The organism is Sedimenticola selenatireducens, from assembly GCF_963675335.2.
Lineage (GTDB): Bacteria > Pseudomonadota > Gammaproteobacteria > Chromatiales > Chromatiaceae > Sedimenticola > Sedimenticola selenatireducens.
This window is the reverse complement of sequence record NZ_CAXXYC010000004.1, coordinates 1,734,682-1,761,042: the sequence shown is the minus strand read 5'-3', so window position 1 is coordinate 1,761,042 and position 26,361 is coordinate 1,734,682. Positions and strand designations below refer to the sequence as shown.

The 26,361-nt window shown below is 58.2% G+C and carries 24 protein-coding genes; 8 read left to right on the top strand and 16 right to left on the bottom strand.

Features of this window, described 5'->3' with window-relative positions; genetic code table 11:
• Positions 1-123: 123 nt before the first annotated feature.
• From ACHZBF_RS19405 to ACHZBF_RS19380, 6 genes are all read right to left on the bottom strand, one after another.
• The gene (locus tag ACHZBF_RS19405; RefSeq protein WP_321529347.1) at positions 124-654 is read right to left on the bottom strand and encodes an REP-associated tyrosine transposase; all 531 of its coding nucleotides are present in this window, start codon (positions 652-654) and stop codon (positions 124-126) included.
• A 123-nt stretch (positions 655-777) separates the two neighbouring features.
• Positions 778-1,554, bottom strand: coding sequence for a nuclease-related domain-containing protein (locus ACHZBF_RS19400; RefSeq protein ID WP_321529346.1), 777 nt, complete (start codon positions 1,552-1,554; stop codon positions 778-780).
• A gap of 70 nt (positions 1,555-1,624) precedes the next feature.
• Positions 1,625-2,512 carry a glycerol kinase gene (locus ACHZBF_RS19395; RefSeq protein ID WP_321529345.1) on the bottom strand — a complete coding sequence of 296 codons (888 nt, stop codon included), beginning with the start codon at positions 2,510-2,512 and terminating at the stop codon, positions 1,625-1,627.
• Positions 2,513-2,655: 143 nt separating this feature from the next.
• Positions 2,656-3,717 (bottom strand): hypothetical protein, encoded by a 1,062-nt coding sequence (locus ACHZBF_RS19390; RefSeq protein ID WP_321529344.1) that lies wholly within the window; start codon positions 3,715-3,717, stop codon positions 2,656-2,658.
• A gap of 304 nt (positions 3,718-4,021) precedes the next feature.
• Positions 4,022-5,185, bottom strand: coding sequence for a Fic family protein (locus ACHZBF_RS19385; RefSeq protein WP_321529343.1), 1,164 nt, complete (start codon positions 5,183-5,185; stop codon positions 4,022-4,024).
• 133 nt (positions 5,186-5,318) lie between these two features.
• The gene (locus ACHZBF_RS19380) at positions 5,319-5,645 is read right to left on the bottom strand and encodes a DUF4389 domain-containing protein (RefSeq protein WP_321529342.1); all 327 of its coding nucleotides are present in this window, start codon (positions 5,643-5,645) and stop codon (positions 5,319-5,321) included.
• 294 nt (positions 5,646-5,939) lie between these two features.
• Here ACHZBF_RS19380 and ACHZBF_RS19375 point away from each other — a divergent pair, with 294 nt between their 5' ends.
• Entirely contained in the window at positions 5,940-7,958 is a 2,019-nt protein-coding gene (locus ACHZBF_RS19375; RefSeq protein WP_321529341.1) for a bifunctional DedA family/phosphatase PAP2 family protein, read from the top strand.
• 133 nt (positions 7,959-8,091) lie between these two features.
• Here the strand turns inward: ACHZBF_RS19375 and ACHZBF_RS19370 are convergent, their stop codons facing one another.
• The 3 genes from ACHZBF_RS19370 to ACHZBF_RS19360 are packed head-to-tail and all read right to left on the bottom strand — an operon-like array spanning position 8,092 to position 10,600.
• Positions 8,092-8,706 carry a flavin prenyltransferase UbiX gene (locus tag ACHZBF_RS19370; protein ID WP_321529340.1) on the bottom strand — a complete coding sequence of 205 codons (615 nt, stop codon included), beginning with the start codon at positions 8,704-8,706 and terminating at the stop codon, positions 8,092-8,094.
• Positions 8,707-8,715: 9 nt separating this feature from the next.
• Positions 8,716-10,080, bottom strand: a complete 1,365-nt coding sequence (gene mpl, locus ACHZBF_RS19365) for a UDP-N-acetylmuramate:L-alanyl-gamma-D-glutamyl-meso-diaminopimelate ligase (protein ID WP_321529339.1) — start codon at positions 10,078-10,080, stop codon at positions 8,716-8,718.
• A gap of 1 nt (position 10,081) precedes the next feature.
• Positions 10,082-10,600, bottom strand: coding sequence for a hypothetical protein (locus ACHZBF_RS19360; RefSeq protein ID WP_288104287.1), 519 nt, complete (start codon positions 10,598-10,600; stop codon positions 10,082-10,084).
• A 156-nt stretch (positions 10,601-10,756) separates the two neighbouring features.
• On the opposite strand from ACHZBF_RS19360, the gene rnd reads away from it, so the two are divergent.
• Both rnd and ACHZBF_RS19350 read left to right on the top strand, forming a co-directional pair.
• Positions 10,757-11,920, top strand: a complete 1,164-nt coding sequence (gene rnd, locus ACHZBF_RS19355; protein WP_321529338.1) for a ribonuclease D — start codon at positions 10,757-10,759, stop codon at positions 11,918-11,920.
• A gap of 8 nt (positions 11,921-11,928) precedes the next feature.
• The gene (locus ACHZBF_RS19350) at positions 11,929-12,144 is read left to right on the top strand and encodes a hypothetical protein (RefSeq protein ID WP_321529337.1); all 216 of its coding nucleotides are present in this window, start codon (positions 11,929-11,931) and stop codon (positions 12,142-12,144) included.
• A gap of 103 nt (positions 12,145-12,247) precedes the next feature.
• Here the strand turns inward: ACHZBF_RS19350 and lnt are convergent, their stop codons facing one another.
• The 5 genes from lnt to miaB are packed head-to-tail and all read right to left on the bottom strand — an operon-like array spanning position 12,248 to position 17,435.
• Positions 12,248-13,771, bottom strand: a complete 1,524-nt coding sequence (gene lnt, locus ACHZBF_RS19345; RefSeq protein WP_321529336.1) for an apolipoprotein N-acyltransferase — start codon at positions 13,769-13,771, stop codon at positions 12,248-12,250.
• A complete protein-coding gene (locus ACHZBF_RS19340) occupies positions 13,761-14,621 on the bottom strand; it encodes an HlyC/CorC family transporter (RefSeq protein WP_273438073.1) in 861 nt (286 codons plus the stop codon). Before ACHZBF_RS19340 ends, lnt begins: the two co-directional genes overlap by 11 nt.
• Entirely contained in the window at positions 14,618-15,082 is a 465-nt protein-coding gene (ybeY, locus tag ACHZBF_RS19335) for an rRNA maturation RNase YbeY (RefSeq protein ID WP_394707589.1), read from the bottom strand. The genes ACHZBF_RS19340 and ybeY overlap by 4 nt, the downstream gene beginning before the upstream one ends.
• A complete protein-coding gene (locus ACHZBF_RS19330) occupies positions 15,079-16,092 on the bottom strand; it encodes a PhoH family protein (protein WP_245621705.1) in 1,014 nt (337 codons plus the stop codon). Before ACHZBF_RS19330 ends, ybeY begins: the two co-directional genes overlap by 4 nt.
• Positions 16,089-17,435 (bottom strand): tRNA (N6-isopentenyl adenosine(37)-C2)-methylthiotransferase MiaB, encoded by a 1,347-nt coding sequence (miaB, locus tag ACHZBF_RS19325; protein WP_321529335.1) that lies wholly within the window; start codon positions 17,433-17,435, stop codon positions 16,089-16,091. The genes ACHZBF_RS19330 and miaB overlap by 4 nt, the downstream gene beginning before the upstream one ends.
• A 213-nt stretch (positions 17,436-17,648) precedes the next feature.
• Between miaB and ACHZBF_RS19320 the strand changes: the two genes are divergently transcribed.
• The 3 genes from ACHZBF_RS19320 (at position 17,649) to egtD (ending at position 22,023) form a co-directional block, all read left to right on the top strand.
• Complete coding sequence (locus tag ACHZBF_RS19320; protein ID WP_321529334.1) at positions 17,649-19,727, top strand: putative bifunctional diguanylate cyclase/phosphodiesterase; 2,079 nt, start codon at positions 17,649-17,651, stop codon at positions 19,725-19,727.
• Between the two features lie 101 nt (positions 19,728-19,828).
• Complete coding sequence (gene egtB, locus ACHZBF_RS19315; RefSeq protein ID WP_321529333.1) at positions 19,829-21,067, top strand: ergothioneine biosynthesis protein EgtB; 1,239 nt, start codon at positions 19,829-19,831, stop codon at positions 21,065-21,067.
• Positions 21,067-22,023: an L-histidine N(alpha)-methyltransferase gene (egtD, locus tag ACHZBF_RS19310; RefSeq protein ID WP_321529332.1), complete on the top strand. Its 957-nt coding sequence runs from the start codon at positions 21,067-21,069 to the stop codon at positions 22,021-22,023. The genes egtB and egtD overlap by 1 nt, the downstream gene beginning before the upstream one ends.
• 148 nt (positions 22,024-22,171) lie before the next feature.
• On the opposite strand, the gene ACHZBF_RS19305 is transcribed toward egtD, so the two are convergent.
• Together ACHZBF_RS19305 and ACHZBF_RS19300 are read right to left on the bottom strand one after the other, a co-directional pair.
• Positions 22,172-22,588: a hypothetical protein gene (locus ACHZBF_RS19305; RefSeq protein ID WP_321529331.1), complete on the bottom strand. Its 417-nt coding sequence runs from the start codon at positions 22,586-22,588 to the stop codon at positions 22,172-22,174.
• A gap of 53 nt (positions 22,589-22,641) precedes the next feature.
• Positions 22,642-22,791, bottom strand: coding sequence for a hypothetical protein (locus tag ACHZBF_RS19300; protein ID WP_273439444.1), 150 nt, complete (start codon positions 22,789-22,791; stop codon positions 22,642-22,644).
• Between the two features lie 241 nt (positions 22,792-23,032).
• Between ACHZBF_RS19300 and rsmA the strand changes: the two genes are divergently transcribed.
• Both rsmA and lon read left to right on the top strand, forming a co-directional pair.
• Entirely contained in the window at positions 23,033-23,839 is an 807-nt protein-coding gene (rsmA, locus tag ACHZBF_RS19295; RefSeq protein WP_321529330.1) for a 16S rRNA (adenine(1518)-N(6)/adenine(1519)-N(6))-dimethyltransferase RsmA, read from the top strand.
• Between the two features lie 96 nt (positions 23,840-23,935).
• On the top strand, positions 23,936-26,320 hold the full coding sequence (gene lon / locus ACHZBF_RS19290; RefSeq protein ID WP_321529329.1) for an endopeptidase La: 2,385 nt from the start codon (positions 23,936-23,938) through the stop codon (positions 26,318-26,320).
• Positions 26,321-26,361 lie beyond the last annotated feature (41 nt).

Below are 26,361 nucleotides of genomic sequence, written 5' to 3'. Positions count from 1 at the left end.
TTCGGCCCGAAGGCGGGCCTCCTACAGGTGCATTTAACCACAAAGGGTGGTAGTCAGTCTCACCGACTCCGACCCCTGTTCACTCTCGTTCCCACGCTCCGCGTGGGAACGCATACCCAAACCTCACCAAACCTTCTCCACCTCCAACAACCCGGTTAACCCGGCAAAATCCCGTGCACTGGAATAACGCCAATGTTCCGGTTGATCCACATACCCGCGTTTCACCGGATTCTGATGAATGTAATCCACCTTCTGCCGCATCATCACATCATTCTGTATCCACTCAGGGTGACACCCCTCCTGCCAGAACTGATACACCCGATCACCCTTGTGCGCCTTCTTGTAAAACGCCAATTGATCCAGAATCTGCCTGACATTGTGCTCGGCAAAATAGGACAATAACTGCCTTGAAGTGTACGACTTGAACCGTGCCATATCGCGATTCAGATCACTGCTCTGCACGACCATATGCAGATGGTTCTCAAGAATTACGTAGACATACACTCGCAACCCCTCATTCTTCAAGAATCGAAGCGATTCCAGAATTATTTCCACGGTTACAGGGCGCGTGAAGACGGGTATCCAGTGGAGCACCGTGCAGGTTACAAAATGCGCATGCGTTGGACCGATGATCTTGTAGCGACTCCTTCCCACAACCACCTCCGTGTTGGTTGTTTCTGATTGAGATCGAAGACATTTATGAATCGCACTGTGATCCGATCAACCGGATGCATTCCCACGCGGAGCGTGGGAACGAGGGGTGAAGCTTGCTTCCTGTCAATCAAGGTCTAAAACAGTCCAGCATTTTGGATAGTTGGAACAGCCCCGGAAACGCCTACCCTTCTGCGCACCCCGTTTTGCCTCTCGCTCCACCATGAGGCTGCCGCATTTGGGACAGCGCCTTTCGGACTCCCTGTTACTCACAATTTGCCGAACATTTCGCACATGGTCCTGATGGGTCCTGACGGAAGGCGCCAGGCGTCCCGACTGAATACGCCTGATCATCTTCTGCACCTGCTCATCGGTTAAAACCGGCTCTCTCTTTGATTTGATGAAACGGATATAGCCGCCTCCCTGGGTCACATTGTCCGGCATGGGGGTTTTGAATTCACTGCTGCCAACGAATACAACCACCGAATGGATCTGTTCATCGGTTAAATCCAGTAGCCCCTGTAGCGCCCTCAGATGCTTGTAATTTTGATGCAAGGGGTTCTGAAACTGCTGGGTGTGTTTATAGATCTTCTGCGTCCATCGTTTCTGCTGGGGAGAACCGAAAATCCACCCCTTCATGTTCTTGGTCTCAACCACGAACAGACCAAAGCGGGAAACAATCACATGATCAATCTGTGTGGTGCCATCGGGTGTGGGCAAAGTGACATTCCTGATCAGATGATAAGTCTCCTTGTCCAGGAACCATCTGGCCGACAGGTTGACGACGAACTCGCCCAGCATGCCCTTGAACCAGGGCGACTTCAGCAGTGCCGTAAACAGCAACAGGGGAACCAGATACCAGAGCACGTCGAGAGCGGGCTTTAACAGCTGTGAAAAATCCATTTTCTGTTTTCCTTTACCATTTGATCAGCAGGGCCGGAGTCAGCACAGTTAACTCCGCCCCCTATCCGGTTCAGTATGTGGTTATACCATGCTTGAGTAGCATGCGCGGCAGCACATCATCCAGGCTACTGATATCCTGATCATTCAGCTCAATCAGACTGAAGCTGTATTGCTCATATATCCCAATCTTCTGTTTTTTTCTTTCACAGTATTTCGGATCGCTCTCCATGCCCCAGAATTCGATATACACCTTGCCGGCCGGGAGATAAAAGTCGCAGTACACTTCCTCCTCGATCGGCAGGCGGCGCTCATAGGCGTGGACAATCTCGGCCGTGTACAGCCAGTTGTCGATCAGCATCTCTGCACGGGAGCGGACAAAATGACCATCCGCCGTGCGCAGTTTCGGTTTCATCTTGTCACGGAAGCCGGAAGATTTATCCGCTGACGGCGCATTGACCGGGAACTCCTTCGCTTCCTTGGTATCCCCTTTCAGTTCTTCGATGGTGTTTTTCAGCGATGGATTAGTGGCAACGGCGGGAGGCCACAACACGAAAGGTATCCCCGACTTGTTATCCTCCCGCTGCTCACCACCTACCCGCTGCCCCATCGGGGTCACCAACCAGCCTTTCACATGCCGTTTGATCCAGCCATGCTCGGAGAGGATCTGGTTAATGCGTCGCGCGGAAAGTTCGAACTTCTGACCCAGGGTGGTAGCGGTCAGCATCCCGACAGGTGTTGCCTTCTCAAGCTGAAACGTCTCTGGCCAGACAATGTACTTGCCGAGCTTTTCGCTGACTTGATACTTACCTCCGGCATCTATCCCTGCCTGTTCCAACACCCAGACATCATCCTTGCGATTGATATAGCCCTTATCTTGTAGCTGGCCAAATAAATGTTTGGATGGGATGGCCAGTTTTTTCGAGAGCTTGGTGGTGGAGAGGTATTTTTTATCTTCCATTTTTTTCTGTTCCCTTACGTAATTTGATCATCGGACAGATGTTAGAAACAGTGACTCCAGCCCCATTCAATTTGATCATTGTTGGGTTACGCTTCGCTAACCTAACCTACTGTTGCCAAAGTGTATCTGGCTGATCTATACCATTACTCATTGAATGGGGAGAAAGTAATGTCATTGCCACTAAACCGGTCAAGCAACTCATGCATGGCCTCTTCCGTGCGAACCCCCCACATCTTGGTCAGGGCATAGGTCTTGCCCTCGGCATGGATTAATTCGTCATCATTAAGGAACCAGCGGCGCTCTTCGAAAGCCGGGCCACCCGACTCTGCCGCTTCCGCCGCCCGCTGCCTGAAAGTTTGCGAGTCGACTTTTCCCTCAACGACTCGCCACAGGCCGTTACCGCGCCATGAAAGCACCTTGTGAATCTCGGTCGGTGTGGTGCCGTTCGCGCAGAGGTAACTGACCATGGAAAGAATGGCACGCCGTTTGGCGAGGGGGATAGACTCTTCCCCATCAATGGTGACCACATACTTGGTCAAATCCCTGGAGCTGGTACGAGCAATCCGCTCCTTTTGCTGCTTTTCACGAATCCGCACCTGGTAATCCTCCGCCTCAGGAAGGGGAATAACCGTCTGAATATCGACCAGTATCTTGCCCTGATCCTTATACGGCTTCATGCGTATGCAGCGAATATCCAACCCTCTGGTGTTGAGCCAAATCACGGCGGTGGTCAATTCCTTGGAAAACTCCTTGGAGGCCAGAATAATTTTTACATCCTGGGCAAATTCATCCTCGGTGGGCTGATCCCACTCCAGAAAGTCCAGGATTAACGCTTCTGGATCGTCATCCCTTCCCATCTTGTCGAGAAAGCGACCGAATATCTCAACCACTTTATCAAAGGTGAGGGTGGACACCATGGCCGCGTAGCGAACAGCCTGCAGTTCCATGTGACCCCCATCCTCGGTCCGCTTGAGCTCTATAACGACCAGGTTGGCCTGTTTGTCCAACCCCAAAAGGTCGATGCGTCGCCGGCTGTCTTCCCACTCGCCAAACTCCTCTGAGATAACAAGGGTGTTGGGTGACAAGACATCGACCTGATCACGCAGAAGTCGCTGCAGATCGTTTCTCTCCTTGATCCCTTCGCTGAGAAAATCGGTCTCTGGAATCCGCTCAAAACGATCCTGGGATATTTCATAAATTGCCACTATTCTGCTTCCTGGTAATCGGCATTCATATAGATCTAGGCTGCGGCTATCTACTGGATGACGTCGTCCGCATAGCGGGGTTTACCGCGCTTTTATTTGCGGCCGCGCACCAGAATCTTGCCCCGGGTGATGGCCACCTCCTCCCGGATCTGGGTCTGCAGATCCCAACCGGCGCGGGTAATGGCCGGGGTTATGTACTTGCTGCGGATGTCGGTTTCCGAGAGTCCTTTTTATCTTTATCGCTCATTGAGCACCTTCCGCTGTGCGGTTATCCTTTGCCGCTCTCGACAACATCATCGGATGCTCAGGGCAACTCATTGCCTTGATCAAGGATGGCAATGTAGTTTTTATAGGCATAAACCCGATCCCGCTGCTTCCCTGTGAGTTCCTGAACTATCCCCAGTTGTTCCAGTTTCTGCAGCCCGGACTGTATGGTTGCGGGGGCCATGCCGGTCTGTTCTTGCAGCCAGGCGGCGGTGACGATGGGGCGTTTCAGCAGCGCCTGATGCATCTTGTTCAAGGTAGCCGACTGGCGTTGCTGTGTATGCAGCGTTTCTGCATCCGCCTCCGATAGTTGCATTAATGCCCGCGCCGTCGTAACCGCTGCATTGGCCGTCTCCTCGACTGCCGTGGCAAAAAATGCCAGCCAACTCTCCCAGTCACCGTTTAGCCGTACCTGGTTGAGCAACTTATAGTACTCTTGCCGATGTGACTTGAAGTAGAGGCTCAGATAGAGCAGCGGCTGTTGCAGAATTTTCTGATCAACCAGTATCAATGTAATCAGCAATCTCCCCAAACGACCGTTGCCATCCAGAAAGGGATGCAGGGTTTCAAACTGGAGATGCGTCAGGGCAGCCTTCAGTACCGCCGGCGTCACCTGCTTCTCATCATGAATAAACCGTTCCAGATCAGAGAGCGCATCGGGAAGCTCTTTTGCCGGTGGTGGCACAAACATCGCATCCCCCGGACGGCTGCCCCCGATCCAGTTCTGGCTCCGGCGTAATCTTCCTGGCTGTTTGCTGCTGCCCCGACCGCTCGTCAATAGGACTTGGTGAAGCTCCTTCAGCAGACGAACCGAGATAGGGAACCCCTCTTCCAACCGCTGTATACCGTGATTCAGTGCGGCCACATAGTTGCTGACCTCGTGAACATCGTCCAGGGGAACACCCGAAGGCTGGTCCAGCTCGTACATCAGTAGATCCGAAAGCGACGACTGTGTACCCTCAATCATCGAGGAGAGGACCGCCTCTTTGCGCACATACATGTAGAGGAATAGCCCGGTATCGGGCAACAGGCCGGAGATACTGTCCAGCCGTCCCAGTGCCAGGTAGGCACGTTCAAACTGTTGGCGAAGTTCACTGCCCCATTGAATATCCGGCACGGGCGGCAGGGAGGCCGGAAGAAATGCCTCCACTGTCTCGCCGACAGTGGAGGTGGTGATGTATTTTCCCTGAAGAGACCTTTCCATCGCACTATTTCATTGGTTGAATTAGCTGGCTTTACTAATTCAAATAGTCTCAGTGATTGAAATAGTAATCAAGGTGTTTTTTGATGAGCCCTTCCCCGCCAATAAACCCTTGCCTTGGACTCCTGTATTCAATCTACTGCCCGTCTTGATACTCCATATCCTGATCCAGCTCCAGTGGCTCTTCCTCTGGCGGCGTATTGCGCCAGTCGTCAAACGGGAACGGTTTGTGTTCGGTGTTGAAGACCAGGAACTGGTTGATGTCGTAGAGGTAGGTGCTGAGTCCCTGGCCAAATTTACGCAGGGGTTCATTGGTGGTGTCGTTCACGGCGACAAGAATAAACTGAACCACGGCGACGGCAAAGACAATGCCCTTGGCCAGCCCCATGATAAGCAAAAACAGCAGCATGTAGAGGCCGCGTATCCAGATATGATTGGTTGTCGGGGTTACTTCTTGAGTCATGTTGTACTTCCTTTCTGCAGAGTGTCTACAGATTAAGTGGGCCTCTTCCGGGCGATTCACAATAGCTGATTCAACCGCACTTCACGGCGGCTGTCTATTCTGGTTCAGATGACGACATTCACCCCACAACACCATGGACAACGGAAGCCACATGCCGGTAGTCTTCGTTTCGCTCCGCCGCGTTGCGGATTGGCGCAGCTGTCAACGTGCGAATTCATTCGGAATGACGTGAAGCGGGGGGAAGCAGACGATGCAGATCATTACTGCAAAACAGGCTAGACTAGCCGCTGTCACATGGACATTACTGACTGGCTGATGACCGAGTTTTTTCAACAGATTCTGGAGTGGGTGACACTCCATCCCGGCTGGTCCTACAGCGTAATTTTTCTCACCGCCATGGCTGAGTCACTGGCCATTGTCGGGCTGATTGTGCCCGGCGTGGCGGTCATGTTCGGCATCGGTGCACTGATCGCCAGTGGCGCTATCGCCTTCTGGCCGGCTATGGGTTGGGCGGTGGCCGGAGCGGTGGCGGGCGATAGCCTGAGCTTCTGGCTGGGACACCATTACCAGGAGCGGCTGACCTCAATCTGGCCGTTCAGCCGCCACCCGGAGTCACTGCAGCGCGGCGTCGACTTCTTCCAGAAATATGGCGGCAAGAGCGTCGCCCTGGGCCGCTTCTTTGGCCCGATCCGCGCCGTCATCCCGCTGATTGCGGGCATGATGGGCATGACACCACTGCGCTTTGTGGTGGCCAATGTGCTCTCGGCCCTGGCCTGGGCACCACTCTACCTGCTGCCGGGCATCGTCTTCGGCGCTTCCCTGGAGCTGGCCTCCGAGGTGGCGATGCGGCTGGTGATCCTGGCCCTGTTGCTGCTGTTTTTCACTTGGCTGGTGTACAACCTGATCCGCTGGCTGTTCCGGCGGCTGCACCCCCACACCACCCGCTGGGTACAGTGGCTGCTGGCGTGGGGGCAGGCCCATCCGGTGATGGGCGAGATCGCCGGCGCCCTGGCCGATCCCAACCATCCGGAGACTCGCGGACTATCAATCCTTGCCAGCCTGCTGGTGGTCACCTCCATCCTGTTTGCGCTGCTGGTCGGACTGCTTCCCGAGGGTGGCGTACACACCACTATCGACCTCACGGTGCTGCAGACGTTGCAGAGCCTGCGCTCCCCCTGGGCCGATGAGCTGATGGTCTATTCCACCCGGCTGGCAGATACCGGCGTCATGATCGCCCTGTCCGTTGGCGTGTTGCTGTTCCTGTTTTTAAGCGGGCATCGCCGCACCGCCGGCTACTGGCTGGCCGCCGTACTGTTCAGCAGCCTCTCCGCCTATCTGCTGAAGCTGGGCATGCAGATTTCACGTCCGGATGTTATCGCACAGCGTCCTGGCTCCTTTTCATTTCCCAGCGGCCATACCCTCTACTCGGTGGTGCTGTACGGTTTTCTCTCGGTCCTGATCGCCCGCCCGCTGCCGGATCGCTGGCGCTGGCTCCCGTATAGCCTGGCCGGACTGCTGATTCTGGCGGTGGCCACATCCCGGCTCTATCTTGGGGTGCACTGGCTCTCCGATGTGGCCGGCAGCATCACCCTGGGACTCGCCTGGGTGGCCCTGCTGGGGCTTGCCTATCACCGCCATGCCGCCAAAGAGACCCACTGGCCCCGGCTGGTACTGGTCTCACTGCTGGTGACGACCGCTGGCTTCGGCATAGAGACCGTGCTGCACCATGAACGCAATATGGCCCGCTATGAGCCGGCCCGAACAATCCAGCAGATCGACGCAGGCAACTGGTGGGTGGGGGCCGACACCTCGCTGCCGACATTTCGCGCCGATCTCAGAAACCGCGAGGAGCATCCGCTGAACCTGCAATTTGCCGGTTCTCTGGAGTGGTTTGCCCGGCAACTCACCGCCACTGGATGGACGGCGGCTAACCGCCTCAACGGGACTGACTGGCTGCGCCTGCTCTCTCCCGCGCAACCGCTACAGGCATTGCCGGTGCTGCCACAAGTGCATGATGGGCGCCATGAAGTGCTGATGCTGGAGAAGCCGCTACCGAATGACCGGCGACTGGTACTGAGGCTCTGGGCCACCGATTACCGTCTGCGGGGAAGTGAAACACCGCTCTGGGTCGGTAATATCAGCGAACAGCGACAGGTCAAGCTGATCGGCTTCATCACCTATGCCCAGACGGCACCCAATTTTGATCAGGCGCTAAATCTGTTACGGAAGGATCTTCTGCCTCTCGGCAGCGGTAAAATTCAGGACAAAGGGATAATGCTGAAGATCCGCCAGACCGCTCCAGAGTCATTATAGGGAAGCGGCTATTGCCCCCTGGGGCGATTCAGCCCCTAGGTTGGGGTGAGCCTGCGAACCCCAACGGAGTTATTGGGACACGCATCAGGATGTTGGGGTTCGTTCCTCACCCCAACCTACAAAACGACACAATCTAGTCCCCCCAGGGGCGATTCAGCGGGTTGTCGATTCCGAGATGACTCAACACCCGTGCCACCATGAAATCCACCAGATCAGCGACCGTCTGCGGCCGGTTATAGAAGCCCGGGCTGGCCGGCATGATCACCACGCCGAGGCGAGAGAGTTTCAGCATATTCTCCAGGTGGATGGGTGAGAATGGCGTCTCCCGCACCATCAGGATCAACTTGCGTTGCTCCTTCAGCACCACATCAGCAGCGCGCTCGATCAGGTTGTTGCTGGCACCACTGGCGATAGCGGAAAGGGTGCCGGTGCTGCAGGGACAGATCACCATCGCCTCGGGCGGATTGGAGCCACTGGCCACCGGCGCGGTCCACTGCTCACGCCCGAATACCCGCACCTGCCCCTCCGCCGCACCCAGGTATTCCCGCAGCATCGCCTCCGCCTCCGCAGGTCGCGAAGGAAAACTGAGCGCAGTCTCCATGGGCATTACCACCTGCGCCGCCTTGGAAACCATCAGATAGACCTGCCGGTCCGCCTGCACCAGAGACTCCAGCAGGCGCAAGGCATAGGGCGCGCCGGAGGCGCCGGTGATAGCCAGGGCGATGGGTTTGGTGGATTGATGCGTCATGGCTAAAGATTAGTTCCTGCTGGACAGGGCATCCAGCAGACGCTGGTGAATCTGCTCAAAGCCGCCGTTGCTCATGATCAACACCCGGTCACCCGGGGCCACTTCAGCGACCAGGGTCTGGATGATCTCTTCCACACCCCCGAACACCCGCGCCTGATCGCCCAAGGGCGCGAATACCGCCGCCGCATTCCAATCCAGCGATTCCGGCGAATAGACCAGCACCCGGTCAGCCGCTGCCAGTGACGCAGGCAGTTGCCCGGCATGCACGCCCATGCGCATGGTGTTGGAACGCGGCTCCAGCACGGCAAAGATACGCGCCTCGCCAACCTGGGCACGCAGGCCGCCAAGCGTGGTTTCGATGGCCGTCGGGTGATGGGCAAAATCATCATACACCTGCACGCCATCCACTTCTCCGCGCAGCTCCATACGCCGTTTCACATTGCGAAATTCCGCCAGCGCCTTGATCGACACGGCCGGTGTCACCCCCACATGCCGGGCTGCCGCAATGGCGGCCAGGGCATTGCTGATACTGTGCCGGCCGGTCAACTCCCAGGCCACATCACCTACAGGTTGACCCTCGCACAACAGGGTAAAACGGCTACCATCCGGCGTGATCGGGCGGGCACTCCAGTAAGCCGGGGTATCGGCGGAGAACCGCTCCAGCGGAGTCCAGCAACCCATCTCCAGCACCTCGTCCATGGCTTGCTCCCCCTCGGGGGCGATGATCAGGCCGCTGCCCGGCACGGTGCGTACCAGGTGATGAAACTGGCGCTGGATCATGGCCAGATCATCGAAGATGTCGGCGTGATCAAACTCCAGGTTGTTCATTACCAGGGTACGGGGGTGATAGTGGACAAACTTGGAACGCTTGTCGAAAAAGGCGGTATCGTACTCATCCGCCTCCACCACGAAAAACGGCGTTCCGCCGATGCGCGCCGAGAGGCCGAAGTTGAGCGGCACGCCACCGATCAGAAAGCCCGGATCCATGCCGGCGTACTCCAGAATCCAGGCCAGCAGACTGGCGGTACTGGTCTTGCCGTGGGTCCCGGCCACCGCCAGCACCCACTTCTCCTGCAGCACCTGTTCGGCCAGCCACTGGGGACCGGAGGTATAGGTCAGGCCCGCGTCCAGCATATACTCTACCGCCGGGTTGCCGCGGGACAGGGCGTTGCCCACCACCACGCAATCCGGGGCCGGCATCAGGTGAGCGGGGTCGTAGCCCTCGCGCAACTGAATGCCCGCCGCCTCCAGCTGGGTACTCATGGGCGGATAGACGTTGGCATCGGACCCACTCACCTCATGACCGAGCGCCCGGGCCAACAGGGCAACGCCACCCATAAAGGTGCCGCAGATGCCGAGTATATGGATATGCATCTCAACTACTCCTTGGAAAAATCAGTTCCACCAACCAGTTGATCAGCATGAAATACCCGATGGAAAGCAGCATGCCGTTGCCGAAGCGGATCTCAAAGGTGTGGCGCAGTATGTGCGCCACCACGACCATGCCCCAGATCACCAGCATCACGTAGAACAGCACCCCCAGCCCACCCAGCGGCGACACCCGGGGGTCATCGCCGATCATCAGCTGTAGCGGCATGGCCACCAGATTGATCAGTACCCCACAACCGAACAGCGCGCTGATCGCCTGGGTGAATCGTCCGGCGTGCCGCTGATAGTTCAACGCCAACCGCACCAGCAGCGCCAGCAGCGCCAGATCCATCAATTGGGCCAGCAGCGCCGGCACGACGCTATTGAAGTGGCCGACAATCACGATGGTACCGGTCAACAGGTTCAGCAACAGGGTAAAGGTCACCAGAAACGAGGCGACCGGCAGATCCTGAGGCGCCGCTCGCAGCAGACAGATATCCACAAACAGATTGATTAACCTTTTCACTAACGCCCTGCCTTCCGATTGTTGCGGCCAGGTCCTGCGCCCGCCCGGCTCAGGACAAAATCAGTCCCATCATACCTTTTGGCCGAAAACAGACAAACAGATGACGAGGATTTGTTATGCTTGCCCTCCCACACTTCGCATCCATGAATGGTCCTTATGCTGGAACGCCATATACAAAACGAACAACAACTGAGCGAGCTGTGCGAGCAGCTGGCGCAAAGCCCCTGGCTCGCCCTGGATACCGAGTTCGTCCGTGAGAAGACCTACTACCCGCAGTTCTGCCTGCTGCAGATCAGCAACGGCGACATCGCCGCCAGTGTCGATCCGATTCAGATCAAGGAGCTGCAGCCACTGCTGGATCTGCTCTATGACGAGCGCATCGTCAAGGTGTTTCACGCCGGCCGCCAGGACCTGGAAATTTTTCACAACCTGTGGGGCAGACTCCCCACCCCGCTGTTCGATACCCAGTTGGCCGCCTCGCTACTCGGCCTGGGGGATCAGGTCGGCTACGGCAACCTGGTGGAGCTGCTGCTCAGCCACACCCTGGAGAAGGGTCACTCGCGCACCGACTGGTCGCGCCGGCCACTGGATGAAGCACAGCTGCGCTACGCCCTGGATGATGTGATCTACCTGGGCGAGATCTACCTCAAGCTGACCCGGATGCTGAGGGAACAGGGCCGCGAGGGCTGGCTGCAGGATGATTTTGACCAGCTGGCCAATCCCGACACCTACAGCAACCCGCCACAGGAGGCGTGGAAGCGGATCAAGGGGCGGCAACAACTCAAAGGCGTGCAACTGGCAGTGCTACAGGCACTGGCGGCCTGGCGCGAGCAGGAGGCGCAACAGGCCAACCGGCCGAAGCGCTGGATTCTCAAGGATGAAGTGCTGGCGGACCTGGCCCGGCGCCAGCCAAAGGCGCTGGATCAACTGGAGAAGATCCGCGGCCTCGAACCCGGCGCCATCAAGCGACGCGGCGAACTGCTGCTGAAACTGATCGCCGACGCCAAGGCGCTGCCCAGGGAGCAGTGGCCCAGGGACAAGCGCCGAGCCATCCGGCTCACGCCCAACCAGGAGGCCCTGACCGATATGCTGTACGGTTGCCTGCGGCTGCTGGCAGAGCAGAACAACATCACCCCGGCCGCCCTGGCCGGACGCAAGGAGATCGAGGCCCTGGTCAGTGGCGAGCGGGAACTGGAGATCCTGCACGGCTGGCGCCGGGTGATTGCAGGCAACCGGCTGCTGCAGGTGCTGGACGGAAAATACTGGCCGGAGCTGGACGATGGTCAGGTGATATTGTCCGAACGGAGTCCGGACGCCTGAGCGCTGCGATGATCCAAAGACTCAAACCGCCCCTCCGGCTATTCACCCTGACCGCCCTGTCGGTTACCGCCTGTTCAGAGCAACCCAGCACAGCGCCAGTCGACCCGCTGGAGCGCGAGCTCGACACCCGGCAGGAAGTGCTGCACCAGACCCGCGAGGTGATCCGTTACCTGGAGGAGGAAGAGCGGTTGCGGCGGGAGCAATTGAACAGCAGGGCGGATTAGCAGGCGGGATCAGAATCAAGCCACCGGTGGCACAACCAATAACCTCGTTACGCTGAGCGGTTTGACTCCGGCCCCTCGGCATTAGGGAAGAGACCGCCTCATTCTATAACCGACGGCGTCTTCTAAACCTAAACAGGGCGCCACCGACCACCAGGCATGAAAACAGCACCACTCCCCAGTTACCGATCCGCACATAGGGGGTCGCCCCCTGCATGGGGATGATCTCGCCGCTCAGCACATGCTGCTGAAAAGCCGGGGAAAAATCCCGCACCTTGCCTTTCGGATCGATCAGCGCGGAGATACCGGTATTGGTAGAGCGCAGCAGGTAGCGCCCGCTCTCCAGGGCGCGCATGCGGGCAATCTCCAGATGCTGGGAAGGTGCCAGCGAGTCACCAAACCAGGCGTCATTGCTGGCATTGACCAGGAACGCCGCCTGCGGCAGGGCCTCGATCACCTCTTCACCAAAGGCATCCTCATAGCAAATTGAGATACCGGCCCAGTAGCCGGCCACTCGCAGCAGTGGGCGAGTCGAATCACCGGCGGTGAAATCGGACATGGGTATCTGCAGCCAGTCGATCAGCGGGCGCAGCCACGCCTTCAGCGGCATGAACTCGCCAAACGGCACCAGGTGACGCTTGGCATAGCTGCCCCGCTCCTGTCCCAGGCTGATCATGCTGTTGTAGTAGGCGCCACTCTCAACGTCCCACATCGGTATGCCGATCAACAGGGCGCTCTGGTTGGCCAGCGCCTCTTCTGTGAGGGGCCGCAGCAACAGCTCCTCCACCTGATGGGCGAATGCCGGCACCGCCGTCTCCGGCCAGATGATCAGGTTGCTCTGCCAGTTTGCACGAGTCAGACCGGTATAGAGGTCCAGGGTCGGGCGCAGCGAGTCCCGCCGCCACTTCGCCTCCTGCGCGATATTGCCCTGAATCATGCTCACCTTGAGCGGCGGCCCCGCCGGCTCGGTCCAGGTCACCAGGCTCAGCAACAGGCCTCCACCCCACAGCAGCGCCAGGCCGCCGGCCAGCCAGAGACAGCCGGTGACCGCCGGACTCAGCAGGCGGAACAGCAGCACCGCACTCAACAGCAGCAGCCAGCTGACACCGTAGACGCCGAACAGCGCGGCATAACCAGCCAGGGGTGAATCGATCTGGGAGTAACCGAGCAGCAGCCAGGGGAAGCCGGTGAGAATCCAGCCGCGCAGCCACTCCCCCAGCACCCAGAGTGAGGGAACCAACCCGAACAGCCACCAGCCACCCATCCCGGCCTGCCACAACCGTGCAGTCAACCAACCCACCAGTCCGTAATAGAGCGCAATGGCCAGCACAAACAGCAGGGTGATGGCCATGGCGGCGGCGGTCCCCATATTGCCGAACTGATCGATACTGATATGCAGCCAGAACACCCCGAAACCGAGCAGCCCGAGCCCGTAGGCCCAACCGCTCTGAAAGCCGAACCGGGGGGTGGCGTCACGCCATAGCCACAGCAACAGCAACGGTCCGGCCAGGGCCAGCGGATAGAGGGAAAAGGGGGCGAAGGCGAGCACCGACAGGGCGCCCGCCGCAAAGGCGGCCGTTAACCGCCACGGTGACTTGGGCTTAAACCACTGAACCAGACTAAAGGGCACTATCCAGTTGGCGCGGCAACAGCCGGATATTCAGCAGATGGATGCGCCGGCTGTCGGCCCGCAGCACCTCAAAGCGGAAGCGGTCGATCTCCGCCACCTCGCCGCGCTTGGGCAGATGCCCCAGGGACTGGGTGACCAGGCCGGCGATGGTGTCGAACTCCTCGTCCGGAAAATCGCTTTCGAAGTAGTCGTTGAACTCGTCGATGGAGGTGCCCGCCTTGGCGGTGAACTCGGTTTCACTGCGCTTCAGAATAGTGGTCCCTTCATCGAAATCGTGCTCATCCTCGATCTCGCCGACAATCTGTTCCAGTACATCCTCGATAGTGACCAGGCCGTCGGCGGCCCCGTACTCGTCCACCACGATGGCCATGTGGCTGCGGCTGGCGCGGAACTCGTTGAGCAGCACGTTAAGCCGCTTGCTGGCCGGCACGAAGACCGCCGCCCGCAGCACATCGCGGATATCGAAACGGCGTTTCTGCTCACCGAAGTAAGTCAGCAGATCCTTGGCCAGTAGAATCCCCTCCACCTCGCCCTTGTCGTCGCCGATGACCGGGAAACGGGAGTGTGCAGAGTCGATGACGATAGGCAGGATGGCTTCCAGCGGGGCATCCCGCTCGATCACCACCATGTGGGCGCGGGGGATCATGATATCCCGCACCCGCAGCTCGGAAACCTGCAGCACCCCCTCCATCATGGAGAGCGCCTCGGTATCCAGAAGGGCGCGGCGTTTGGCGTCCCTGAGCAGTTGAATCAGTTGTTCTCTGTTTTCCGGTTCGCTGCCGAAGGCCTGTAACATCTTTTTCAGCCAGGACCTGGGCATCGAACCGTTGGTAGTGCCGTCGCTACTCATAGTTCCCTTTCAGATTGGTATGGATCGGGGAATCCCAGGGATTCCAGGATCTCCACTTCGAGGCCCTCCATCACTTCGGCCTCCTGTTCATTAATATGATCAAATCCGAGCAGATGCAACACCCCGTGCACCAGCAGGTGCGCCCAGTGTGCTTGCGGCAGCTTGTCCTGGGCGAGCGCCTCTTCAGTTACCACCGGGGCGCAGATAACCAGATCGCCCAGCAGATCGCTCTCCACCACCGCAGGCGCCTCGAACGGGAAGGAGAGCACGTTGGTCGGCTTGTCCTTGCCGCGATACTCCCGGTTCAACTGGCGGCTCTCCTCCCGGTCGACAATCCGCACCACCAGCTCCGCCTGGTCCAGCCGCCCGTTCAGCGCCGCCTCGGCCCAGGACTGAAACTGCATAGCTCCCGGGATACCGTCATCTTCCACGACACGCTGGACCTCCAGTTGCAGGTTCACAGCTTATCCTGGTTTTTGTCGAAATTGTCGTAGGCGCCCACCACCTTCTGTACCAGGGGATGGCGCACCACATCGCGGGCATTGAAGAAGGTGAAGCTGATCCCTTCCACATCCTTCAGCACCTCGATCGCCTGACGCAGTCCCGACACATGGCCCCGGGGCAGGTCCACCTGGGTCACGTCGCCGGTAATCATGGCGGTCGAACCGAAACCGATACGGGTAAGGAACATCTTCATCTGCTCGGGGGTGGTGTTCTGTGCCTCGTCGAGGATGATGAAGGCATCGTTCAGGGTGCGCCCGCGCATGTAGGCCAGCGGGGCCACTTCGATCACATTGCGTTCAATCAGCTTGGCCACCCGCTCGAAACCGAGCATCTCATACAGCGCGTCATACAGGGGGCGCAAATAGGGATCGATCTTCTGCGCCAGATCCCCCGGCAGGAAACCGAGCCGCTCGCCCGCCTCCACCGCCGGTCGCACCAGCAGAATCCGCCGCACCTGGTCCCGCTCCAGGGCATCCACCGCGCAGGCCACGGCCAGATAGGTCTTGCCGGTGCCGGCCGGGCCGATGCCGAAATTAAGGTCGTGGGTGACCGCCTTATGCAGGTACTCCTGCTGATTGACACCACGCGGCCGGATCAGGCCACGGCGGGTCTTGATCACCACCTCGGGGACCGTGCTCTTGGCCAGCTCACTGAGCAGGGCATCGATCCCCGACTCCTGCAGATAGAGATGTATGGACTCGGGGGTCAGTACTTCCTGCCGAGCCTGCTGATAGAGCGCCTGCAGCACTTCACCGGCGGCGGCGATCGCCTCCGGTTCGCCCAGCAGCTTGAAATGATTGCCACGATAGTTGATCTCGATACCAAGCCGGCGCTCGATCTGGCGCAGATGCTCATCCAGCTGACCACAGAGGTTGGCCAGCAGCTGATTATCTTCCGGAGTCAACGACAGTTCGAGGGCTTTGGGGTGGGCGGACACGGATTCAGTCCTGGAGGCAGCCTTGGTCATGCGGATCGGGCCAACCCCTCGTCAATGAGTTCTCCCCGCAGGGAGTTGGGCAGGGCCTCGGTGATGCGGATATCCACAAACTGGCCGATCAGCCCCTCGGGACCGTCGAAATTGACCACCCGATTGTTCTCGGTGCGGCCAGCCAACTGCTGCCGGTCCTTCTTGGCATGCCGTTCCACCAGCACCCGCTGTACGCTGCCCACCATGCGACGGCTGATCTGCTGGGCCATCTCCGTGATCCGCTGCTGCAACCGCTCCAGCCGCGCCTGTTTGACCGCCAGCGGCACATCATCCGGCAGTTCGGCGGCCGGCGTGCCGGGCCGGGCGCTGTAGATGAAGCTGAAAGAGTGGTCAAAGCCGATCTGCTCGATCAGGTTCATGGTGTGCTCAAAATCCTGCTCGGTCTCACCGGGGAAACCGATAATGAAATCGGACGAAAGACTGAGGTCGGGCCGCAGTTCCCGCAGCCGGCGGATCTTGGCCTTGTAGTCGAAGGCGGTGTGGCCGCGCTTCATCATTGCCAGCACCCGGTCGGAACCACTCTGCACCGGCAGATGCAGATGACTCACCAGCTCCGGGACCTCGCCATAGACGGCGATCAGGCTGTCGGAAAACTCCAGCGGATGGGAGGTGGTGAAACGGATGCGGTCGATACCGTTGATGGCTGCCACATACTGGATCAGCAGTGCCAGGTCGGCGATCGAACCGTCATCCATCACACCCCGGTAGGCGTTGACATTCTGCCCCAGCAGATTGACTTCGCGCACCCCTTGGGCGGCCAGTGCGGCGACCTCGGCCAGCACATCGTCAAACGGCCGGCTGATCTCCTCACCCCGGGTATAGGGCACCACACAGAAGGTGCAGTACTTGGAACACCCCTCCATGATGGAGACAAAGGCGCTGGGGCCGTCGGAACGGGGTTCCGGCAGCCGGTCGAACTTTTCGATTTCCGGGAACGAGATATCCACCACCGGCGCCCGCTCGCGCCGGGCGGTATCCAGCATCTCCGGCAGGCGGTGCAGAGTCTGGGGGCCGAACACCAGGTCTACATAGGGGGCACGCTCACGGATCGCATCCCCTTCCTGACTGGCGACACAGCCGCCGACACCGATCACCAGGTCGGGGCGCTGCTCCTTCCAGGGACGCCAGCGTCCCAGTTGGGAGAACACCTTCTCCTGCGCCTTTTCACGTATCGAGCAGGTGTTGAGCAGCAGCAGATCAGCCTCTTCGGGGCGGTCGGTCAGGGTATAGCCGTGAGACTCCCTGAGCAGGTCCGACATCTTGTCGGAGTCGTACTCGTTCATCTGACAGCCAAAAGTCTTGATATAGAGTTTGCCGGGCATTCGGTTCGTTAAAATATAGGGCGCCAAAGGCGCGGTAGCTTACCTTCTATACTAGCTTTTTTCCAGATAATTGGGGTATCCGCTCAAGGTTGGGCCAACTCAGCCGTTACAAAAGCAGAGATTAATGCCTAAGCTTACCCCTACGGCCCGGTAGTTTTGGGTTATTCAGCAGAGGGACCCTCTGAATCAACGTACCGCTGACAGGCATGGAATATGCGTTACAACGCCCCCCTTACAGAGCATGCACTGAACCAGCAGATCCAGCTGCTGTACGCCAATGCCATGCCAGCCAATCTGACCGTGGCCACCATCTCCATCCTGCTTTCCATCAGTCTCTGGGACAAACTGGACCAGCAACTGCTGATCACCTGGAACTGCGCCATTCTCTTTTTCGTCGGCCTGCGCACCTATCTGCTGGTACGTCACGCACAGACACCAAAACGCCACCCCCCAGCAATTTGGGGGCGCCGATATGTGTTCCAAACACTGCTGGTGGGGATCGCCTGGGGAAGCCTGGCCCCGCTGATGCTCACCTCCGATGACCCGTTCGTCCACTTCGTGATCTTCCTGGTCATCTTCGGCGCCATTTCGGTCGCCGTCCCGGTGCTCGCCGCGAGGCTGCCCGCTTTCTTTGCCTATGTATTGCCGCAATCATTGATTCTGGTGGCAGTGCTACTGATCCAGAGTACCCACTGGAGTCTGCTGCTGAGCGTTGCCACCCTGATCTACACCGCACTGCTCGCCGCCACCGGACGCAACATGAACTGGCAGATCCGCCGATCCATCGATCTGGAGAGCCACAACCAGTCATTGATTGATCATCTGAGCAGTGAAGTATCCCAGCGCCGGGCGGCTCAGGGTGCATTGGAAAGGCACCAGTCACTACTGGAGGATCAGGTCGACCAGCGCACCCGGGAGTTGACCTGGACCAACGAGAATCTGGAGAAGCAGATCAGCATCCGCAAACAGGTGGAGAAAAGCCTGAAACACCTGGCCCATCACGACACCCTGACCAATCTTCCCAACCGGCTGCTGCTGGACGCCCGGATGGAGCACGCCATCAAGCATGCCCGGCGCAATCAAGGCCAACTGGCCGTGCTGTTTCTGGATCTGGACAATTTCAAGCATATCAACGACAGCCTGGGCCACGCGACGGGTGACCGGGTATTGCAGCATGTCACCCGGCGCCTGCTCTCGATCACCCGGGAAGACGACACCATAGCCCGGCTTGGCGGCGATGAGTTTGTCCTCCTGATGGAGGAGATCAGGGACACCACCGATGTCATCTGTCTCGCCCAGAAGATCCTGGACAAGATCAATGAGCGTTTCGAGATCAACGGCCAGTCGATCTTTATCGGTTGCAGTATCGGCATCAGCCTCTACCCGCAGGATGGGGACAGAGGCGAAACACTGCTGAGAAATGCCGATGCCGCCATGTACCGCACCAAGGACGAAGGGCGTAACAGTTACAACTTCTATGCCGAGGAGATGACCGCCTCCGCCTATGACCGGATCACGCTGGTGGGGAGTCTCGGACGCGCCATCGAAAAAGACGAGCTGGCCGTCTATTACCAGCCGCAAAAGTCTCTCACGAATGGACGCTATGTGGGACTGGAGGCGCTGGTGCGCTGGAACCACCCGGAATTGGGCGTTCTTCCGCCGGCTCGCTTTCTGCCGGTTGCGGAGGCCTCCGGGCTGATTGTTCCCCTCGGCAACTGGGTATTGCGAAACGCCTGCCGCCAGATGGTGACCTGGCAACGCAACGGACTGCCCATCGACACCATTTCAGTCAACCTGGCGGGCAAACAGATCCGCCGGGATGATCTGGTGGTGAATATCGCCAGAATACTTGAAGAAACCGGCTGCCGACCCGAATGGCTGGAACTGGAAGTGACCGAAGGTTTCATTATGAGTGAAACTCACGCCTCGATCGATGCCCTGCGCGGGCTGCGCGACATGGGTATTCAACTGGCGATCGATGACTTCGGCACCGGCTACTCATCCCTCAGCTATCTGAAAAAACTGCCCATCAACCGACTCAAAATTGACCGCTCCTTTGTCCGTGACCTGGCCGAGGACAACGATGACGCTGCCATCGTCAAGGCCATTATCAGCCTGGGTAAAAGCCTCCAACTGGCGATCATCGCCGAAGGCGTGGAAACCGTTTTCCAGGAAAACTTCCTCCGGGAACTGGGGTGCGAAATGGGTCAGGGTTACCTCTACAGTCCGCCGATCCCAACCGGCCAGATCGAATCCCTGGTGAACCGCCACAATAAACGCAAGTCCGCCTGAACAGAATTCGCCCCCCGCTACTGCGTCCCCAGGGTATTCCTCCATCACCGGCAATTTAGTCTATGGTTACCTGAAAGACCGAAGACTGCAGGTTATTCTATATGGGCAGGGAGACGCTCCTGCAAGAGTACCGTCGTACCAGGGGTTTCAGCGAACAGCTGTGCCAGCCACTGGCCATTGACGATTACCAGATCCAATCCATTACCGAGACCAGCCCACCCAAGTGGCATTTGGCCCATGTCAGCTGGTTTTTTGAAACCTTTGTCCTGAACCATTTCAAGCCGGATCATGTCCCGTTCAACCCTGACTTTCACTACCTGTTCAACAGCTATTACTACACCATTGGTGCCATGCACCCGCGCCCCCGGCGCGGCCTGCTGTCACGCCCCACCCTGGAACAGGTACTGGAATATCGCCATCACGTTGATACGCAGGTGGAGAAGCTGATCGGCAATAGCAGCGACACCGACATGGAAGCCCTCACCTTCCGTATTACTCTGGGATTGCACCACGAACAACAGCACCAGGAACTACTGCTGATGGATATCAAGCACAACTTCTCGGTGAATCCGCTCAAGCCCGCCTATCGGGACGATCTTCAGCCACCACAAGGGGAAGCCCCAGCGGTCCATTGGCTGGAACAGGAGGGCGGACTGCACTCCATCGGCCACGGTGGTAACGGCTTTGCCTACGACAATGAAACACCCCGCCACTCCGTACTGATCTATGACCACCGGTTGGCCGATCGCCTGGTGACCAACGCGGAGTACCTGGAGTTCATAGAGGACGGGGGTTATTGCAACCCCGCGCTCTGGCTCTCCGACGGCTGGGCCAGGCTGCAGCAGGAGGGATGGCGGCAGCCGCTGTACTGGCAATCAGGGGATGACAGATGGACCCAATTCACCCTAGCCGGGGAGCGCCGGCTTAACCCCCATGAACCGGTCTGTCATGTCAGTTTTTACGAAGCCGATGCCTACGCCCGCTGGGCCGGCAAACGACTGCCCCGGGAGGAGGAGTTGGAGCTGATACTGGCTGAGCTGCCAGTTGCGGGCAATTTTGTCGACAGCGGCCTGCTGCATCCGGCTCCGGCCGATAACGCGGGTCAATGGTATGGTGATCTCTGGGCCTGGACCGCCTCACCTTACAGCCCCTATCCCGGCTTCAGGCCACTTGCCGGCTCCATGGGCGAATATAACGGCAAATTCATGTCCAGCCAGATGGTATTGCGCGGCGGCAGTTGCGCCACCTCCGCCAGACATATGCGTCCTGGCTACCGTAACTTTTTCTATCCCCATGAACGCTGGATGTTCTCCGGCCTGCGGTTGGCAGAGGATGCCTGATGGCCAAAAGAATCACTTTCCACGACCACAAGCCTAAGGCTCTGAGCCTGCAGGAGGCGGTGATTCAGGGCTTCTTGGGCAAGCCCAAATCGATCCCACCGAAGTTTTTTTATGACGAACGGGGCTCGGCCCTGTTCGCCGCCATCTGTGAACAGCCGGAATACTACCCACCGGATATCGAACAGGCGATGCTCGGCCGACTGGCCGAAGAGATCGCCGAACTGACCGGCACCGGGCGCGTCATAGTCGAACCCGGTGCCGGCTCTGCCGCCAAGATCCGGCTGCTGCTGGACGCCCTGAAACCGACCGCCTATGTACCGATGGATATCTCCTGTGAATTCCTCAAGGAGGCTGCATGCGCGCTGGTCGACGAGTTTCCCTGGCTGCCGGTGCATGCCACCTGTGTTGACTTTACTCACTCGCTGCCAATACCGGAAACGGTCCCCACGGGCCCCCGGCTCGCCTTCTTTCCCGGTTCAAGTATCGGTAATTTCACCCCCGAAACCGCCTGTCAGTTCCTCGCCATGGTGCACGACAAGATCGGCCGGGACGGCATGCTGCTGATTGGGGTCGATACGAAAAAAGATCCCCGTATCCTGGACGCGGCCTATAACGATGCCGCCGGCGTCACCGCCGCCTTCAATCTCAACCTGCTGCACCGGATACGCAACGAGACCGGGATCGAGTGCAACCCGCAGAACTTTGAACACCGGGCCTTCTACAACGGCGATCAGGGGCGTGTGGAGATGCATCTGGTCAGCCGCTGCCGGCAGACGCTGCGCCTGAACGGCTACCGCTTCGAATTTGGCGAAGGCGAAACCGTGCATACTGAGAACTCATACAAATACACACCGGAAGAGTTTATTGCCCTGACCGCGAACGTCGGGCTCGATCTGCAACAGTTCTGGCTGGGTGAACAGGATCTGTTTGCACTCTACCTGTTTCGTAGCCGCTAACCATTGATTAAGCCGTTCGCAGTTTTACTGCCATCATGATTTAACAGCCTTAGCGAATTGCTCCAGTCAACGTCCACCGCTTTGCGCGGCGGGCATTCGCACAGATGGCATTGATAATAACCACCGGGGAAGGAGCTCTTTGCAGGAACTAGAGCCCGACCTGAACCCCGTGTCGACTCAGCCAGTCCCGGTCCAACTCCCAGCGCACGCGCTTCGCCTTACCTGACTCCAGGACAATGGCCATAGCCCGTTTCTGCACCCGGGCCAAATCCTGCTGAGCCTGCATAAGATCCGGATTATCCTGCGCCCGATTTGCCAATGGAGGAAACAATATCCCCAGTGCCCGGTAGACCGGAAAATCACTGGAGCGCGGACTGCTCATCATCGCCACACCATCATGCAGCGCCAGTACCTGAAACCGGTATGGATAGGCGGCCACGTCACTATCCTGTTCGAGGAGTGCGTTCAAGTCCGCAACCAGCGGATCCTCATACAGCGCCCAACCGAGAAAAACGATCAGAATCAGGCCGAGGGTAATTGAGTAGTTTCTGGTAAATCTGTCCATGGACCGGGTTCCGATATTTTATACGTTTGGGGCTCCTGCGGTCAGAGGCCGCATCACTCAACAATAAGTTTCCCGACACCATGGGCAGTGCGCGCTTCAAACACCGACGCAAGCTCGTTGATACGCGACATCAATGGAGCCACCTTGATTTCGGTTGCCATCATTGATTCCTGAACAGAGGGACGGCCTTCCTGTTTATTCAAACAAATAATTCTTGAGTGATATAGTAAGAATCTGTCTGCCGACGTCATTGATAACTCGCAATGAATAAAACAGATACGAAGAAAATGGCCAGATCAGGTGTTATGATCCAAGCCTCATCGACAGACTTCCTGATTTTCTGATCCGGACTTGAAGCCGCTCCAGGCAGATTTGCAACCGGGTTCGTTTATTCGCTGGATTTACCTATAGCTTCATAATAAGCAGATAAGATGAATGATAACCATGAGTACCCACTCGAATCATAAGGCCAAGAAAAGATTCGGTCAGAATTTTCTGCACGATCCGGGGGTGATCCAGCGGATTATCGCCTGCATCCATCCAAAGAGTGACGAACATCTGGTGGAGATAGGCCCCGGACAGGGCGCGATCACCCGGGAGCTGCTGAAATGTACCGGCCGGCTGGACACGGTGGAACTGGACCGGGACCTGATTCATCCCCTGGCCGTCAGCTGTGCTGACCTGGGCGAGCTGAACATCTACAACAGTGACGCACTCAAGTTCGATTTCTCCCAACTCGCCCTGGATGGTCGTCCGTTGCGCCTGGTGGGCAACCTGCCCTACAACATCTCGACGCCGATCCTGTTCCACCTGCTGCAGTACGCCGATGTCATCCGCGACATGCACTTCATGCTGCAAAAGGAGGTCGTCGACCGGATGGCCGCCGGGCCGGGCAGTAAAACCTATGGCCGACTGTCGGTGATGATGCAGGCGTGGTGTCAAATCGAAGCGTTATTCGAGATAGGGCCCGGTGCGTTTAAACCTGCACCCAAGGTGGATTCGGCTATCGTACGTCTGATCCCATACACCGAACCACCCCACACCATCGATGATACGGTGTATTTCTCGCGACTGGTCACCAGCGCCTTTGCCCAGCGCCGCAAAACCCTGCGTAACAGTCTCGGCAAACTGATGCACGCCGACCAGATAACTGCCGCCGGGATCGACCCGTCACTCAGGGCGGAGCGGCTCTCCCTGGCCGATTTCGTGCGGCTTTCCAATCTGGCTTGCAAAACCGCGCCGTCAGCCTGATATAACTTAATTGGATGAGAATGTAATAACCCGGGAACCCACAACCTGTCGCGACCCATACACAGCGGCAGGACAATATCAAAGAGCAGAAAAAAAATGAATGACGACGCGATTGACGCCGAAGCCCTTGACATCATTTCCGAAAATGTACTGGCCCGTCAGGGCGATGTACTGCCCGGCGTGATTCACCTGTTGCCGGTCACAACCCGCCCCTTCTTCCCCGGACAGGCGGTTCCATTGTTGATGAACGATGAACATTGGGAACAGACCGTCTCTGCCGCTTATGAATCCGGACAGGCCATACTGGGTATCGTCATGACCGACGCCTCTACCTCGGAAGAGGCGGTACCGAGTGACTTCCGCCGCATCGGTACCGCCTGCAAAATCCATCGTGTGCAGAAAGTGGAGGGACGCCTGCAGGTGCTGGTTGAGTGCCTGCAGCGTTTCAAGATTGAGAGTTTTGTCGCAAGGCGCGCCCCGTTTCGGGCCCAGGTCAGCTACTTCAAGGAAGAGTCTTCGACGCCCAGTGATGAAATCAAGGCGTATGCCATGGCGGTTATCAACACCATCAAGGAACTGGTACCGCTGAACCCGCTGTACGGCGAGGAGTTGCGCATATTTCTTGACCGGCTGGGACCGGATGATCCCTCCCACCTGGCCGACTTTGCCGCCAGCCTGACCACGGCAGACCGTTTCCAGCTCCAGGAGATACTGCAGGAGATCGAGTTGTTGCCACGCATGGAAAAGGTCCTGCTGTTGCTCAACAAAGAGCTGGAACTGGCCAAGGCACAAAACGAAATACGCAAGACGGTTGAGGACAAGATCAACACCCATCAACGGGAGTTTTTCCTGCGTGAACAGCTCAAGGCAATTCAGCAGGAGCTGGGGCTGGAAAAGGACGATCGCACCGCCGAACTGGACAAGTTCAAGGAACGGCTTGAAGCACTGGTGCTGCCGGAGGCGGTCAGCAAGCGGCTGGATGAAGAGATGCAGAAGCTGTCGATCCTGGAGACCGGCTCACCGGAGTATGCCCTGACCCGCAACTATATCGACTGGATCACCCTGCTGCCATGGGGCAAGCACAGTCAGGACAAACTCGATCTGGCCCAGGCGCGCAAGGCGCTGGATAAGGATCATTATGGGCTGGATGATGTCAAGAAGCGCATTCTTGAGTTTCTTGCGGTCGGCATGATGAAAGGTGAAGTCAGCGGCTCGATTATTCTGCTGGTGGGTCCACCCGGTGTCGGCAAGACCTCCATCGGCAAATCGATTGCCGACGCCCTGGGACGCGCCTTCTATCGCTTCTCGGTCGGCGGCATGCGCGACGAGGCGGAAATCAAGGGCCACCGACGCACCTACATCGGCGCCATGCCGGGTAAATTTATCCAGGCAATGAAGGAGGTGGAGACCGCCAACCCGGTCATCATGCTGGACGAGATCGACAAGATCGGCGCCTCCTTTCACGGCGATCCGGCCTCAGCCCTGCTGGAGGCGCTGGACCCGGAGCAGAACAGCGATTTTCTAGATCACTACCTGGACCTGAGATTCGACCTCTCCAAGGTGCTGTTTGTCTGTACCGCGAACCAACTGGACACCATTCCTGCGCCGTTGCGTGATCGCATGGAAATCATCCCGCTCTCCGGCTATATCGCGCAGGAGAAGTTGCAGATCGCCCGCAAGTACCTGCTGCCGCGGCAACTGAAGCGGGCCGGCCTGAAACGCAACCAGCTGAAACTCAATACGGAGGCCCTGAAGGCGATCATAGAGGGTTATGCCCGGGATGCCGGCGTTCGGCGGCTGGAAAAACAGATCGGCAAGATCGTGCGCAAGGCGGTGGTACGAATCCTGGACAAGGAACCGATGCCGATAGTGGTTGAGGAATCGGACCTGAAGGAGTACCTGGGCAGTCCGATTTTCCGCGATGAACGCAATCTGACCGGGCCTGGCGTGGTCACCGGACTGGCCTGGACGGCCATGGGCGGGGCCACCTTGAGTGTCGAGGCCGTTCGAACCCACAGTTACACCCGGGGCTTTAAACTGACTGGCCAGCTAGGAGAGGTGATGCGGGAATCCGCCGAAATCGCCTATGGCTATATCGTCGCCAATGCCGAACGACTGGGGGCCGATGCGGATTTCTTTGAAAACAGCTTCATCCATCTGCATGTCCCTGCCGGCGCCACTCCGAAGGACGGACCCAGCGCCGGTATCACCATAGCGTCCGCCCTGCTGTCACTGGCACGCAACCAGCCAGTCAGAAATATCGCCATGACCGGCGAGCTGACCCTGACTGGCCACGTCTTCCCGATTGGCGGGGTGCGGGAAAAGATGATTGCGGCGCGTCGCGCCCGCATCCGGGAACTGATCCTGCCGGAGGAGAACCGGGGCGAGTACGAAGAGGTACCCGAACATATTCGAAAAGGCATTAAAGTCCATTTCGCCTGCAGTTTTGATGATGTCGCCCCCCTGTTGTTTAAAAAATAACCGCCAAGACGGCAGTTAACCCAGATCAAGAATAACCGTAA

Bases quoted from the DNA above. Each gene is read 5' to 3' on its own strand.
- ACHZBF_RS19380 (WP_321529342.1), bottom strand. From the start codon at position 5,645: ATGACTCAAGAAGTAACCCCGACAACCAATCATATCTGGATACGCGGC.
- rnd (WP_321529338.1), top strand. From the start codon at position 10,757: ATGCTGGAACGCCATATACAAAACGAACAACAACTGAGCGAGCTGTGC.
- ACHZBF_RS19375 (WP_321529341.1), top strand. From the start codon at position 5,940: ATGGACATTACTGACTGGCTGATGACCGAGTTTTTTCAACAGATTCTG.
- ACHZBF_RS19385 (WP_321529343.1), bottom strand. From the start codon at position 5,185: ATGGAAAGGTCTCTTCAGGGAAAATACATCACCACCTCCACTGTCGGC.
- miaB (WP_321529335.1), bottom strand. From the start codon at position 17,435: ATGCCCGGCAAACTCTATATCAAGACTTTTGGCTGTCAGATGAACGAG.
- ACHZBF_RS19395 (WP_321529345.1), bottom strand. From the start codon at position 2,512: ATGGAAGATAAAAAATACCTCTCCACCACCAAGCTCTCGAAAAAACTG.
- egtD (WP_321529332.1), top strand. From the start codon at position 21,067: ATGGCCAAAAGAATCACTTTCCACGACCACAAGCCTAAGGCTCTGAGC.
- ACHZBF_RS19320 (WP_321529334.1), top strand. From the start codon at position 17,649: ATGCGTTACAACGCCCCCCTTACAGAGCATGCACTGAACCAGCAGATC.
- rsmA (WP_321529330.1), top strand. From the start codon at position 23,033: ATGAGTACCCACTCGAATCATAAGGCCAAGAAAAGATTCGGTCAGAAT.
- mpl (WP_321529339.1), bottom strand. From the start codon at position 10,080: ATGCATATCCATATACTCGGCATCTGCGGCACCTTTATGGGTGGCGTT.
- ACHZBF_RS19350 (WP_321529337.1), top strand. From the start codon at position 11,929: ATGATCCAAAGACTCAAACCGCCCCTCCGGCTATTCACCCTGACCGCC.
- ACHZBF_RS19330 (WP_245621705.1), bottom strand. From the start codon at position 16,092: ATGACCAAGGCTGCCTCCAGGACTGAATCCGTGTCCGCCCACCCCAAA.
- ACHZBF_RS19340 (WP_273438073.1), bottom strand. From the start codon at position 14,621: ATGAGTAGCGACGGCACTACCAACGGTTCGATGCCCAGGTCCTGGCTG.
- egtB (WP_321529333.1), top strand. From the start codon at position 19,829: ATGGGCAGGGAGACGCTCCTGCAAGAGTACCGTCGTACCAGGGGTTTC.
- lon (WP_321529329.1), top strand. From the start codon at position 23,936: ATGAATGACGACGCGATTGACGCCGAAGCCCTTGACATCATTTCCGAA.
- ACHZBF_RS19305 (WP_321529331.1), bottom strand. From the start codon at position 22,588: ATGGACAGATTTACCAGAAACTACTCAATTACCCTCGGCCTGATTCTG.
- ACHZBF_RS19400 (WP_321529346.1), bottom strand. From the start codon at position 1,554: ATGGATTTTTCACAGCTGTTAAAGCCCGCTCTCGACGTGCTCTGGTAT.
- ACHZBF_RS19370 (WP_321529340.1), bottom strand. From the start codon at position 8,706: ATGACGCATCAATCCACCAAACCCATCGCCCTGGCTATCACCGGCGCC.